A 13,341-nucleotide genomic window follows, 5' to 3' on the forward strand; every position below is an offset into this window, starting at 1 on the left:
AGCCATGAGAAGCGTCGAGGCCCAGCTCCTGCACCGCCCGCCCGGCCTCACCGCGGCCGACGTCGTCCGGCACCTGACCGCGATCCAGGCCCAGGACGTGCCCTCCGCCCTGCTCGCCTTCCGCGCCCGCTCGGCCACCCTCACACCGTCCGCCATCGAGGCCGCCTGGCAGGCCCGCGAGATCGTCAGGACGTGGGGCCCGCGCGGCACGCTGCACTTCGTGCACGCCGACGACCTCCCCTGGATCCACGCCCTCACCAGCAGCGACACCGCGGCCCTGCGCCGCCTGCGGCAGGAGGGCGTCACGGGCGACGACCTGCTCCCGCTCGCCGTGAACGCGCTCGCCGGCCAGGGCCCGCTGACCAAGGCCGAGCTGACGGAACGCCTCGCCGGACGGGCCCGCGGCCAGGGCGTCGTGCACCTGATGGCGCTGGCCGCCCATCACGGCCTGGCGGTGCTCGGCCCGTCCAGGGCGGGCAAGCCGACGTACGTGCACGCGGGCGACTGGCTCGGCGCGCCCGTCGTGCCCGAGCCCGACCGCGGGAAGGCGCTGAAGGAACTGGCCGTGCGCTACCGCCGTGCCCATTACCCGGCCACCCCCGAGGACCTGGCCGCCTGGTCCGGCCTGCCGCTCGGCGAGGCCCGCGCCGCCTGGCGGGCGAGCACCGACCAGGAGCCGCCCGAGCCCGGCGAGCCCGTGCTGCGCCTCGCGCCCGCCTTCGACGAGTACCTGATGGGCTGGCGCGGCCGGGACGGCGTCCTGGCCGCCGAGCACGCCGCCGAGGTGTTCCCCGGCGGCGGCGTCCTGCGCCCGGTCGTGCTGTCGGCGGGGACGGTCGCGGGCGTGTGGTCCAGGAAGGGCGCGCAGGTGAGCGTGCAGCCGTTCCGCGAGCTGCCCGATGAGCTGGTCCGGGCGGAGGTCGAGGACGTCCGCCGCTTCCTCACCGGTCGCTGACCGCGTCTCCGCCGCGCTCTTCCTGGCCGAGCCGGCGGCGGCCACGGCGTCGGCGTCCCAAAGGCATGTGACCGTTGAGAGTGAATTGTCGTGAAAGCGATCCGGCGCATCGGGTGATAAGAGAAGAACCACTTGACGCACGGAGGCTGGACATGACGGGGGAGACCATCGCGACGGCGGTGCCGTGGGCCGCCCGCGCGCCCGGCGAGCGCACGCTCGACGAGCGCTTCGAGGAGGTGTTCGACCGGTACTTCGGCGAGATCCACGCCTACGTCGCCCAGCGGCTCGGCCCCGACCACGCCGAGGACATCGTCGCCGAGACCTTCCTGACCGCCTTCCGCAAGCGCGCGCACTACGACCCGTCGCGCGCGGGCGTGCGCGCCTGGCTCTACGGCATCGCCACGAACCTCATCGGCAAGCAGCGCCGGCTGGAGGCCCGCACGCTGCGGGCGCTCGGCCGCTGCGGCCCCGACGGCGACGCGCCCGGCCACGAGGAGGCCGTCGCCCTGCGGGTCAGCGCCCAGAGCCTGCGTCCCGACCTGGCCGCCGCCCTGGCCGAGCTCGACCGGCGCGACCGCGACGTGCTGCTGCTCGTCGCGCTCGCCGGGCTGAGCCACGACGAGATCGCCACCGTCCTCGGCATCCCGTACGGGACCGTCGGGTCGCGGCTCAGCCGGGCCCGCAGGAAGCTGCGCGTCCTGCTCGGCACGCACGTCCTGGAGGCCACCCATGGCTGACCCCCGCCCGCCCGCCTCCGACGCCCCCGGCCCGCGCTCCTCCTCCGTCCCCGAGCAGTCCGGCCCCGCTCCTGACCCGCGCTCGTTTCCTGGCGGTGACGACCTGCGGGCCGTGCGTGACCTGTACGGGCATCCGGCGCCCGCGCCTTACGCCCAGGCCAGGGTATGGCGGCGGGTGGCCGCCGGGCGCCGCCGCCGGCGCCTGACGCGGCTGTCGGCGCTCTCCCTTGCCACGGCCACGGCCGCCGCCCTCGCCGTGGCGCTCATGCTGGTCAGAGGGACGCCGCCCGCCGTGCCGGGCCGCTCGATCCTGCTCGCGGCGGCCAGTACGGCGGCCTCCGGGCAGCAGGCGGCCTACTGGCACATCAGCCGGGTGCACGACGGCGACCGCCTCACCGAGCTCTGGGCCACCCGCGACGGCCGAGCCTGGACCTGCACCTTCACCCCGGTTCCCGACTCCTCCCTCACCATCACCTCCACCCTGTCCCCCACCTCCTCCCCGGTTCCCGACTCCACCGTTACGATCACCTCCACCCTGGCCCCCACCTCCACCCCGGTTCCAGATTCCACCGTTACGATCACCTCCACCCTGGCCCCCAGCTCGCCCCCTGCCGCCTCCGCGTCGGACCCGGGCCGCGCCACCACCCCAGCGCCTCCCTCGGGGCCGGCCTCCGGGGAGAGCTGTGCGGGGCATGGGCGGGTCGTCCCGGTGACGGGCCGGGCGCCGTTCACGATGGCGGGCCGCGACCTGACGTTCCGCCAGATCCAGGAGCTGCCCGCCGACCCCGCGGCGCTCAAGGAGCGGGTGGCCGCCATGTTGCCCGCCGGTTCGGCGGGCCTGCTCGCCGACGCGCTCAGCGGCCTGCTGTGGAGCAAGCCGTCACCCCCCGCCGTACGCGCCGCCGCCTACCGGGCGCTGGCCGACCTGCCCGACGTCCGCTACCTGGGCGGCCGCGCCGACCCGCTGGGCCGTCCGGGGGAGGCGTTCAGCTATCCGCTCCCCACCGGCGTCCGGCGTACGTTGATCATCGACCCGGCCACCTCCCAGGTCCTTGCCGGCGCCGACGCGGGCGGGAGCGGCGGCTCGCAGATCGTCCTCACGGCAGGCTGGACCGACCAGGCCCCCGACCTGCGCTGACCCCCGACCTGCGCTGACCCCCGACCTGCGCTGACCCCCGACCTACGCTGACCCCCATCCCGGCAGGCGCGTGACCGCCGCGCGGCGAGTTCAGCGCGCCCCGAAACAGGAGCCGCGACGTGTTCTGGCGTGCCCGCACGACCACCGGCAGGGCCATCTGCCTGAGCGACCAGTTCCCCGCCGCCGACGTCGCGGAGGTGATGGACGGACGAGTCCGGTTCGCCGGCCTGCCGCCCGCCGACCTCGGCACGGAGATCGACTGGACCGCCGACCCGTACGGCAACCGCTCCTGGGCCCTGAACCTGCACACGCTGCGCTGGGCGGGCCGGCTGGTCGCCGCGTACGAGCGCACGGGCGAGCGGGCCTGCCTGGAACGCGCCGCCGACGTGACCACGCAGTGGATCAGCCGGAACCCGCGCGGCGGGCACGAGCTGAGCCCGTGGGCGTGGGCCGAGCACGCCGTCGCCCTGCGCGCGCCCGTGCTGGTCTGCCTGAGCGAGCACGTGCGCACCCCGCAGCTGTGGGCGAGCCTGGCCGAGCACGGCGAGGTCCTGGCCGACCCCGCGCTCTACCGCGCGGGCCACAACCACGGGCTGGACCAGGACATCGGGCTACTGCTCATCGGCTGCCGCCTCGGCCGCGCCAAGTGGCGTGACCTGGCCGTACGCAGGATGACCGGATCCGCCGAACTGGCCGTCGACGCCCAGGGCGTGCTGCACGAACAGGCTCCCCGCTACGGCCTGTACGTGCACCGCCGCCTCGGCGTGGCCCTGCGCGCGATCCGCCAGAGCGGCGCCGAGCCCCCGGCCCGCCTCGCCGCCCGCCGGACCGCCCTGGAGGGCTACATCGCGCACGCCACCCAGCCCGACGGCTGCCTGACCCCCATCGGCGACAGCCCGGCCGACACCCGCGCCCCCGGCTTCCCCCACGACGGCCCCCTCGTACGCGTCTTCGACGCCGGATACGTCTTCGGCAGGACCGCCTGGGACGACCCCCGCTCGGCCCACTACTCGATCAGGTTCGGCCCCGGCCGCCGCCTGCACGGCCACGAGGACCACCTCGGCGTCACCTACAGCGCCCAGGGCCGCCGCATCCTGGTCGAGGCCGGGTTCCACTCCTACGAACGGACCGAGTACGCGGCCTGGACCCGTACCCCGCAGGCCCACAACGTGCCCGTCCCGGACGGGGACTTCCGTCCCGGCACGGCCACCCGCCTGGTGCACGCCGACCTCGGCCCCGGACGCCAGGAGTTCGAGCTCGCCGACGACGCCTACGGGGTGACCAGGACCCGCCGCGTCCTGGTCGGGCACGGCGAGGACGTGATGGCCGTCCGGGACTCGGTGCCGTCGGGGACGCTGCGCAGCCTGTGGCACTTCGACCCCGCGCTACGGCTGGTCGAGCGGCGGCCGGACGCCGTGGTGCTCGGCGACGGCGACTGGCGGGTCACGCTGCTCCAGCGGCCCGCGACGGGCATGGAGGTGGGGACCACCACCGTTTCCACCGGCTACCTGCGCACGGAGGAGGCGGTGACGATCACGTCAGGAAGCGCAGCCGAGGTCCTGACCGTGATCCTCCCAGGCACCGCCACCCCAGCTGCCCCCCACCTACCCCCGCCATGGAACCCATCACCCTGACCCGCACCCCGAGCACACCGTCCTGCAGCGAGCACCGCCCTCCTTACCGCCGGCATCCGTCCGCTGGGACCGCCCCTGCACCACGTCTCCTGGGCCCGCCGCCGAACCCTCGTGCAGTTCGGCAGCCAGCCACGACGGCCCCGGCAGCACCGGGCGACGGTCGAGGTCGGCTGCGCACAGGCGATCAGGGAAGAAAACGTCGTCGCGGCACAGGGGGAGACCAGGTCCGGCCCGGGGTGGTCCGGGAAATACGTCGGCCCGGCGTCCGGCGAGGCCGGGTCAGGCCAGGCGGCGAGCCGTGTTCACCAGCTCGCCGACCCCCGCGATCCGGGTGACGACCTTGCTCCCGTCCATCAGATACCGCGGCGGCCTCCGGGCATGCCCCACCCCTCCGGGCGTGCCGGTCGCGATGACGTCGCCCGGCCGCAACGTGAGGATCTGCGACAGGTACGCGATCAGCTCGCCCGGCGGGAACACCAGGCCGGCCGTGTCCGCCTGCTGCACGACCTCCCCGTCCACCTCGCACTCCAGGGTCATCGTCCCGCTGATCTCGTCCGGCGTGACGAGGAAGGGCCCGAACGGCGTCGTTCCCTCGAACGTCTTGCCCTGCAGCCACTGCGCCGTACGGTTCTGGTAGTCCCTGGCCGTCACGTCGTTGAGCACCGAGTACCCGGCGATGGCCGCCTCGGCCTCCTCGCGCGAGGCGCCGCGCACCTCCGCTCCGACGATCACGGCCAGCTCACCCTCCCAGTCCATGGAGTCCGACACCGCGGGCAACTCGATGTCGTCGTACGGCCCGATCAGCGCCTCGGCGAACTTCGCGAACACCGTCGGATACCGCGGCAACTCCCGTCCCATCTCCAGGATGTGATCGCGGTAGTTGAGCCCGACACAGATGATCTTCCCCGGCACCGGCACCACGGGCGCCAGGTCCGCCGTGGACAGCGGATGCCGCGCCCCGTCCGCCGCGGCGGCCACCTCCCGCCAGCGCGGATCGGCCAGCAACAACCCGACGTCGGGCGCCCCCACCTCAACGGCGTGCTCCCCGTCGATCCGGACGGCGGCCGTACGGCGCGGCAGTCGCAGCGTCGCGAGCTTCACTCGAGCTCCTCTCGATACTGGTGCAAGCCCTCAAGCGGGCGTGTCGGAGAAACAGAACAACTCGAACCGGGCGCGCGCCTGAAACCACCGCGTCCCGGATGCGGCGATGCCCAGGCAACAGCTGCCCCAGGCGCTGGATGCCCGCCCGAAGGCCGGGGTGACATCCGGCGGACCGTCCGGACCGGAGTGGGCCGGCACGACAGCCCGCCGCTCGCCACCCACCCACCGACCCCACCTCGCTCGCCCGCTGGACCGTCGGATGCAGCGTCTCCCCCTCACCCCCACGCGCCCGCGTCCCGGCCCAGGGCGAACAGGCATCAAGCCGCCGACCTAATCCCAGAACAGGACGGATGCCCGGCGGTGAGGCCCGCATGTACCCCCCTCCTCGGGATTCATGCTGCCCAACGCTAGGGAGTAATTCCGCGTACTGCACTAGCGTTCTGCTGTGAAGAACAAGCCCGCGTACCCCCTGGGCTCGGTCGACAACGCGCTGCTCCTGCTCCACATGCTGCGTGACCAAGGACGTCTCAAGGTCACCGACGTCGCCAAGGAACTCGGCATCGCCCGCTCGACCGCGCACCGCCTGCTGGCGATGCTGGTCTATCGCGACTTCGCCGTCCAGGACGAGCACCACACCTACCTGCCGGGCCCCTTCCTCGGCCCGGCGGCGGGCGACGGCGGCGGCTCGTCCCTGCGCGAGCTGCGCGCGCACGTCCGGCCCGCCATGGAGGCCCTGTGCGCCCGCGTCCGGGAGACCGTGAACCTCATGGTCAGGATGGGCACCGAAGTACGCTTCCTGGACAGCATCGAATCCCCGCAGATCCTGTACGTCGGCGACCGCCGCGGCACGATCCTGCCCGCCCACCGCGCCTCCGGCGGCAAGGTCCTGCTGTCCTCGCTGCCCCGCGACCAGCTCACCGCCCTCTACCAGGACCTGCCCGACCAGGAACGCGTGTCCCTGCTCCGCGAACTCGACGAGATCCGCCCCCGCGGCTACGCCCTCAACCTCGACGGCACGGAACAGGGCGTCTCGGCGATTGGAGCGGCGTTACGCAACGGCCGCGGCACCCCCGTGGGAGCGCTGTCCATCTCGATCCCCTCGGCCCGCTACACCCCCGACCGCCTCCCGTCCCTCCTGACCGACCTCCGCCAATCCATAACCGAAGCCGAACCCCACCTCACCGACTTCCCCACCTGACCCGCCAGAAGACCCCGACAGCCGCCGATCACCCCAAGACAACCGACTATCGAGGGGAGGTGAGCAGCAACGGCTTGAGCTGCCGAAAAAACTCCACCGCATCCGCCAGAGAATCCCTCCCCGGCGCCCCCTCCGTCACCTCGATGCTGAGCAGACGCTGGTAGTCAGGGGTCCAGCCGTAGACGAAATCGATCACGTGGCCGGTGGCATCTTTGCGTTGTGACGCGAATCCCGGCCGTAGTCCAGCAGGTAGGTCATTTCCCCCAGTGGCCACTTTCGTGTTCTCGAGTCCTTCGGGGCTGACCGGAGACGGCTCATGGACCTTGATGACCAACCCCAGCTCGCCTTCCAAGGCAAGACCGTCAACAACCGAGCAGGACCCGAACTGCCGCCCTCCACTCATTTTCGTACCAATGGCCCGATAATCCTTGAAGCCGGTGGCGATCTGGATGGCGTTCGCCGAAATCAAGTCGCACTCGCGCGGGCTAGCGGTGACGTTCCCGAGTGGCCGAGTGTCCGAAGCCGTGTCGGGCGGTGATGAGCATGCCGTCAGGAGGGGCAGGAGAGGGGCAATGCGCAAAAGCGATAGTTTCCTTCTCATGAGTCATCCCCGCCATATTGCTTTTCCGTCGCCTTGAAACTTAGTGCAATGGCGACATCGGGCTGGCCAAAGACGCGGGCAGTTACGGGCAGGGACAGCCACTCGTCGTAGGCGGAACGTTGTTCAGCGTTCATCTCGGCCCACGGTTTGATGGACCTGTCCGCAATGAAATGCCCCGGCGCACCAGGCGAGAAATCTTCATAGTAGTACGGGTGAGTCTGGGCAGAAGCCTCACCGAACAGGCCGTGGCGCATCATTACGGATGCCGTCAGATCGGTGAACATGTGCTTGGCCGCGCCCAGTGCAGTGTCGGCGTCCTGGCGAGCCTGCTCCTCATGACTCGGTGAAACCTTGTCGAACATCAACCCTTTGGCTGTGTCGGTCATGAGTCCGATGAACTTCCCCGATGGCATCGGGATCAGACCGACCACCTGTTCGGTCAACCTCTTGAAGGAGTTCAGGCGGACGTCGTCAGCTTTCGCCTTTGCGATCGAGGAAATGTTGGCGGCATCCGTGACCAACCAGGTCGTCATGCCGAGACTGCCCACTGCCGCGGCGAACTCCGCCCCTCCGCTACGAGCCATGCGCTCCTCCAGGATGTCCTGGCGCATGTTGTCTCGCTGCTGCTGTGTTGCTTCTGGGTGTGCCTCTTGCCATGTGATGAAGCCGCGTTCCACCTCTGTGGCGACCTTTGCCGCGAGTTCGTCCAGCATCCTGACGGCGTAGAGGCCATGCGCGGCGGCGACCGTCCGGAATGTTTCTTCGTCCTCGAAGGCCCACGTCATGGCCCTGCGGATTTCATCCGCATCGAATCTCGAACCATAGGGTTTCCAGCCGGGCAGTTCCTTGGCCGGATCAAGACCGCTTACGACGCCCGGCACCTCCTTGCTGAAGATTTGCGCGGAGCGGTGTACGTCGCCGATGTACTGCGTGAGGACGGTGCCGAGGTGGGGGCGGGTGGAGGGGAGGTTGGTCTGGACCTTGGGGTCGCTCCAGAAGCGGACCGCCCATGAGGCGATCAGGGCGGACTTGTAGCCGCGTGATCCGCCCGGTGGCAGGTCGTGGTCGCGGAACTCCGTGGTGGCGGCCTGGATGGCCCAGCCGAGGTCGGCGTCGGCGTCGCCGAGCCAGGGGTGGGTGCGCATCAGGTAGGCGAGGGGTTTGCGGGCGGGGTCGGTGAAGAAGTCCTGGGCCACGGCCGGGTGGTGGGCCAGGGCGATCAGGGCGGTGCCCATGGGGCTGAGGTCGCCGGGGGAGACGTCTCTGGGGCCGGGGAGCGTCCAGGGGTCTCGGGGGAGGGACAGGTCGGGGGGATGGGCCAGGTCCTGGTCGTGCAGCTTGCGGACCAGGGTGAGCAGGAAGGTGTGGTCGAAGTCGCCGTCCTGGAGGAGTCTCTTCACGGCGAACGCGTCCTGGGGGTGGTCGATGTCCTCGATCAGGCGGTCGGCGTAGTCGGCGGCCAGGCGCATCCGGCCGACGCCGTGGGAGGCGGTGCCCAGCAGGGTGCTGAGCATGGTGAGGAACCTGTCCTGGGTGGCCGTGTCGTAGAGGAGAGGACGGTCGCCGGGCGGGAGGTCGGAGGAGTAGGCGCGGGCGATGAGCGATTTGAGTTCGCGTGGCGGCATCAGGGTGAGGAAGGCCACGGCGAAGAACGGGTCGTTCTTGTGACGTTCGAGTTCGGCGACGGATTCTGCGTCGAGTGAATGGGATGCGATTTTTGCACGGAGTCGCGCGGCCAGTGCGGTGGCCGCGGCCGTGCCTTCGGAGGGGGATTTCGACAGCCATGGGGATTCGTCGGCCCACAGGACGCCGCCTTCGCCGGGGCGCCGTCCCGGGGTGGCGAGGATGAGGTCGAGACGGCCCTGGAGTGTGGGGATCCGGTCGTGCAGCTGGCGGCCGATGGTCGACAGCTGGGCCGGCCCCCCCAGGGACAGGCCGAGGGGGGTAAGGGCTCGTTCGACTTGGAGGCCGATGTCGGGGAGCGTGCGGCCTGCTCGGTTCATGCCGTGGATGAGCTGGGTCATCAGGGCGGGGTCGATGCCCACGGGAGGGGTCATGAGGCGGGCTCGGACGGGTGCAGTGTGTCGAGCAGCCTCAGTGCCCGGGTGAAGAGGTCCTTGAAGCCGTGGTCCCAGGTGCGCAGGTCGGCGGCGAGGCTGTCGCCGGCGGGGCCCTTGAGCGCGCCGCCGTCCACCAGACGGATCAGGGCGGTCAGGTCGTTGGCGTGTTCGTCGCGCAGCCGTTCGATGTGACGCCGGGCGGCGGTTATTTCGTGCTGCGTCGCCATCATCACCCGATTTCGTTGCGCTTTGGGGGCGGGGGAGGGGTGGTCGATGGCATATTAGCCCGCCGCGTCGGCGTCGGTGAAATGAAAAAGGGGCCCTCGCGTAATTCGGCTCTGGGCTGATGAATTAGGCGTGGGGAGTTTGTAATGATAAATAGGCTGAACGCGTTATTTTGTTGTATTTGTTGTATTTGTTGGATGGGGGCGAGGAGGAACCGTTGGGGTGGGTGTCAGGTGAGGATGGCTGAAGGTCGGGCCGGGTGGGGTGCCGGGTGAGGGCCACAGGCTGCGCTGGGGGGCTGGTGAGGTGAGGGGCTGGTGGGCAAGGGCAAGGCTGAGGAGTGCGAAGGGTGTCAAGTGCGGGTGGCTGGAGGTCGGGGCGCTGGGAGGTCGGCGAAGGGCGGGCTGTTGGTGAGGCTGGGGGGAGGTCGGGGGGCGTTCTTGGGGGAGGGGGCCGCCCGCTCGCCCACAAGCCCGCAGGTGTGGGCGGCCACCGGGGCGGTGCTGCTGGAAAGACGCAGGCGGCGGCGCGGTGCTGGTGAGGGAGATGGGGAGTGCGTCCTCTTGGGGGGACGGTCATGGGGGTTGCCCAAGAGGACGGATGGATGGACGGCCTAACGGTCATCCTCTGGGACGGCGTTCCGGGTGGCGGTGACGAGGTCGGCGACGACTTCGGCCGTCAGGCCGATGCCGAACGTGCGGAACTTGATCAACGGGATGCCGAGCGCCAGCCCCACCAACGGCGAATCGGTCCGGTCGAGGTCGGGCAGCCCCGGGGCCTGCCGGAGCCGTTCCTTCAGCACCCGGCCGCCCACCGGGTGCGCCAGCCACTCGCCCAGCGTGGACATCTCACTCAGTTCGCCCACGTATCCGTCGCCGGGCGTGCTCAGCTCCGCACGGAGCCGGATGTCCCGTGACGACGCGCCCACCTCGACGGTGAACGGGCCGGGGTCGATCCGCCAGCCGCCGCGCGTCACCGACCACCGCGCCAGGTCGCGCGGCCCGAGGGTGAGCCGTACGCGCTCGCTCGCCCCGGGGGCCAGGCCGACCTTGGCGAAGGCGCGCAGCCCGTGGCGGGGTCGCGAGGGGTGTTCGGCCTCGAAGGCGACGTAGAGCTGGGCCACCTCCTGGCCGTGGCGGTCGCCGGTGTTGGTGACGGTGAAGGCGACGTCCCAGGTGTGCGGGCCGGTCTCGCGCACGTCCAAATCGGAGTACTCGAACCGGGTGTAGGTCAGCCCGTGGCCGAAGGGGTAGGCGACCTCGGTGCCCAGCGTGTCGTGGTGCCGGTAGCCGACGTAGCGGCCCTCGCCGTACACGACGTGGCCGTCGGAGCCGGGGAAGTGCAGGTGGGACGGTACGTCGGCGAGGCGCAGCGGGATCGTCTCGGTGAGCCGTCCGGACGGGCTGTGCGTGCCGAGCAGCAGGTCGGCCAGCGCCGCGCCGCCCGCCTGGCCGAGCAGCCAGCCCTCCAGGACGGCCGAGGCGAGGTGCCGCCACCCGGCCACCGACACGACCCCGCCGTTGGACAGCACGACGACCACCCGCGGGCACACCTCGGCCACCTGGTGCAGCAGCTCGACCTGGACGCCGGGCAGGTCGATCGAGGTGCGGTCGAAGCCCTCGGACTCGGCGGCCTCGGGCAGACCGAGGAACACCACGGCCACCTCCGCCGCCGCCGCGCTCTCCACGGCCTCCCGGGCCAGGTCGGCGTCGGCCTGGCCGTCGAGCCGGTAGCCGGCGGCGAACGTCAGCCCCTCGACGGCCCGGCCGAGCGCGTCGAGCGCGGTGTCCAGGCGGGTGGGCACCACGTGCGAGCTGCCGTGGCCCTGGTAGCGCGGGGTGCGGGCGAGCTCGCCCAGCACGGCCACGCGCAGGCCGGGGGCGAGCGGCAGCACGCCGTCGTTCTTCAGCAGCACTGCGGAGGCGCGGGCGGCCTCGCGGGCCAGCTCGTGGTGCTCGTCGACGTCCCAGCCGTCGTGCCGCTCGCGGCCGGCGACGCGTTCGGCGAGCCCGGCCACGCGGCCCGCCGCCAGGTCGAGCACGGACTCGGGCAGGCGGCCCGAGCGCACCGCGTCCTCGATCAGGCCGTCGGTGCCGGTGGGCGGCATCTCCAGGTCCAGGCCGGCTTCGAGGGCCGCCACCCGGTCGTTGACCGCGCCCCAGTCCGACATCACCAGGCCGTCGAAGCCCCACTCCTCGCGCAGCAGGGTGGTCAGCAGCCAGCGGTGCTGGGAGGCGTACACGCCGTTGACGCGGTTGTAGGAGCACATGATCGCGTACGGGCGGGCCTCGCGGACGATGTGCTCGAAGGCGGGCAGGTAGATCTCGCGCAGCGTGCGCTCGTCGACGTCCGCGCTGATCCGCATGCGGTCGGTCTCCTGGTTGTTGACCGCGAAGTGCTTCACGCAGGCCCCGACGCCGCGCGACTGGACGCCGGTGACCAGCGCCGCCCCCATCACCCCGGTGAGGTACGGATCCTCGGAGAAGTACTCGAAGTTGCGCCCGCACAGCGGCGACCGCTTGATGTTCACCCCCGGGCCGAGCACGACGTCCACCCCCAGCGCGGCGGCCTCCTTGGCCAGCGCCGCGCCCACCCGGCGGGCCAGCGCCGGGTCCCACGAGGAGCCGAGGGCCACGGCGGGCGGGAAGCACGTGGCGGGCTCGCTGCGGGTCAGCCCGAGCGCGTCGCCGGCGTCCTCGCGCTGGCGGCGGATGCCGTGCGGCCCGTCCGACAGCGTGAGCGCGGGCACCGCGTCGCGGACCGCCGTGGTGTGCCAGGTGTCGCTCCCGGACGTGAGCGACGCCTTCTCTGCCGTGGTGAGGTCGGGGGGAAGAGCCATGGAACACCTCGTTATCTGGGCTGCAGTCCTAGTTGCTTGAGGAAGGTGATGACGGCGGCACGCATGTCCACCTGGTCCGGGTCGAGCAGCCACTGCGTCTGCAGGCCGTCGACGAGCGCGATGAGCTGCTGGGCGACGGCGTCGGGATCGTGGTCGAGCGGCGGCGTGGCGCGTTCGAACAGGGCGCCGAGCAGCCACGCGGCCTGCCGGCGCAGCCTGCGGTAGCGCTGGACGAAGTAGTCGTGGGCGGGATGGCCGGGATCGGCGGCCTCGCCGGAGATCTTCACGTACAGCCCGACCAGGCCGGGCGTGCCCATGTTCCTGGCGACCTGCTCGACCGCGCGGTCGAGCAGCTCCTGCGGCGAGAGCCCGTCGTCGGGGCCGCCCATCAGCTCGCCGTCCACCTCGTCGCGGCGGCTGAGCACCTGGATGAGCAGGCTCTCCTTGCCGGGGAAGTGGTGCAGCAGCCCCGCGTGGGTCAGGCCCGCGTGCGCGGCGATGTCGCGCAGCGACACCGCGTGGAAACCCGAGCGGGAGAACAGCTCCGTGGCGGAGTCGAGGATGCGGGCGCGCGTGCGCTCGCCCTTGCTCCCTCGGCGTGGCGTCGGTTCGGTCACCGGCCGGCCCTTTCTGGGTCTGGGGGCACGCGGGCTGCGGATGCGGGCCGGGGGACCGCGGGATCGGCCCTCCACCGGCTCGCCCAAGAACCTACCACGTGGTTAGTTTCGCGGGCCAACGCCCGCGGTGGACCACGGCGGACCACGGCGTACCGCAGCGGACCACGGCGGACCACGGCGTACCGCAGCGGACCACGGCGGACCACGGCGTACCGCAGCGGACCACGGCGTACCGC

The 13,341-nt window shown here is 71.7% G+C and carries 11 protein-coding genes; 5 read left to right on the plus strand and 6 right to left on the minus strand.

What is annotated here, in order from left to right; genetic code table 11:
- Positions 1-4: 4 nt before the first annotated feature.
- The 4 genes from ACFYYW_RS18385 to ACFYYW_RS18400 all read left to right on the plus strand — a co-directional run bounded on the left by ACFYYW_RS18385 (position 5) and on the right by ACFYYW_RS18400 (position 4,464).
- Positions 5-955, plus strand: a complete 951-nt coding sequence (locus tag ACFYYW_RS18385) for a winged helix DNA-binding domain-containing protein (RefSeq protein ID WP_387650128.1) — start codon at positions 5-7, stop codon at positions 953-955.
- A 152-nt stretch (positions 956-1,107) separates the two neighbouring features.
- Positions 1,108-1,692 (plus strand): RNA polymerase sigma factor, encoded by a 585-nt coding sequence (locus ACFYYW_RS18390; protein WP_387650130.1) that lies wholly within the window; start codon positions 1,108-1,110, stop codon positions 1,690-1,692.
- Positions 1,685-2,830, plus strand: coding sequence for a hypothetical protein (locus ACFYYW_RS18395; protein ID WP_387650131.1), 1,146 nt, complete (start codon positions 1,685-1,687; stop codon positions 2,828-2,830). Before ACFYYW_RS18390 ends, ACFYYW_RS18395 begins: the two co-directional genes overlap by 8 nt.
- Positions 2,831-2,949: 119 nt before the next feature.
- Positions 2,950-4,464 carry a heparinase II/III family protein gene (locus ACFYYW_RS18400; RefSeq protein ID WP_387650133.1) on the plus strand — a complete coding sequence of 505 codons (1,515 nt, stop codon included), beginning with the start codon at positions 2,950-2,952 and terminating at the stop codon, positions 4,462-4,464.
- A gap of 279 nt (positions 4,465-4,743) precedes the next feature.
- On the opposite strand, the gene ACFYYW_RS18405 is transcribed toward ACFYYW_RS18400, so the two are convergent.
- On the minus strand, positions 4,744-5,565 hold the full coding sequence (locus ACFYYW_RS18405) for a fumarylacetoacetate hydrolase family protein (protein ID WP_387650135.1): 822 nt from the start codon (positions 5,563-5,565) through the stop codon (positions 4,744-4,746).
- Positions 5,566-6,010: 445 nt separating this feature from the next.
- Between ACFYYW_RS18405 and ACFYYW_RS18410 the strand changes: the two genes are divergently transcribed.
- Positions 6,011-6,763, plus strand: a complete 753-nt coding sequence (locus tag ACFYYW_RS18410) for an IclR family transcriptional regulator (protein ID WP_387650136.1) — start codon at positions 6,011-6,013, stop codon at positions 6,761-6,763.
- 46 nt (positions 6,764-6,809) lie between these two features.
- Here the strand turns inward: ACFYYW_RS18410 and ACFYYW_RS18415 are convergent, their stop codons facing one another.
- From ACFYYW_RS18415 to ACFYYW_RS18435, 5 genes are all read right to left on the minus strand, one after another.
- Positions 6,810-7,232: a hypothetical protein gene (locus tag ACFYYW_RS18415; RefSeq protein ID WP_364414105.1), complete on the minus strand. Its 423-nt coding sequence runs from the start codon at positions 7,230-7,232 to the stop codon at positions 6,810-6,812.
- Between the two features lie 128 nt (positions 7,233-7,360).
- Positions 7,361-9,409: a hypothetical protein gene (locus tag ACFYYW_RS18420; RefSeq protein ID WP_387650138.1), complete on the minus strand. Its 2,049-nt coding sequence runs from the start codon at positions 9,407-9,409 to the stop codon at positions 7,361-7,363.
- Between the two features lie 8 nt (positions 9,410-9,417).
- Positions 9,418-9,654, minus strand: coding sequence for a hypothetical protein (locus tag ACFYYW_RS18425; RefSeq protein ID WP_352320310.1), 237 nt, complete (start codon positions 9,652-9,654; stop codon positions 9,418-9,420).
- Positions 9,655-10,262: 608 nt separating this feature from the next.
- On the minus strand, positions 10,263-12,488 hold the full coding sequence (locus ACFYYW_RS18430; RefSeq protein ID WP_387650140.1) for a glycoside hydrolase family 3 C-terminal domain-containing protein: 2,226 nt from the start codon (positions 12,486-12,488) through the stop codon (positions 10,263-10,265).
- A gap of 11 nt (positions 12,489-12,499) precedes the next feature.
- The gene (locus ACFYYW_RS18435) at positions 12,500-13,105 is read right to left on the minus strand and encodes a TetR/AcrR family transcriptional regulator (protein ID WP_352320306.1); all 606 of its coding nucleotides are present in this window, start codon (positions 13,103-13,105) and stop codon (positions 12,500-12,502) included.
- Positions 13,106-13,341 lie beyond the last annotated feature (236 nt).

This window comes from Nonomuraea sp. NPDC001831 (genome assembly GCF_042892035.1).
Lineage (GTDB): Bacteria > Actinomycetota > Actinomycetes > Streptosporangiales > Streptosporangiaceae > Nonomuraea.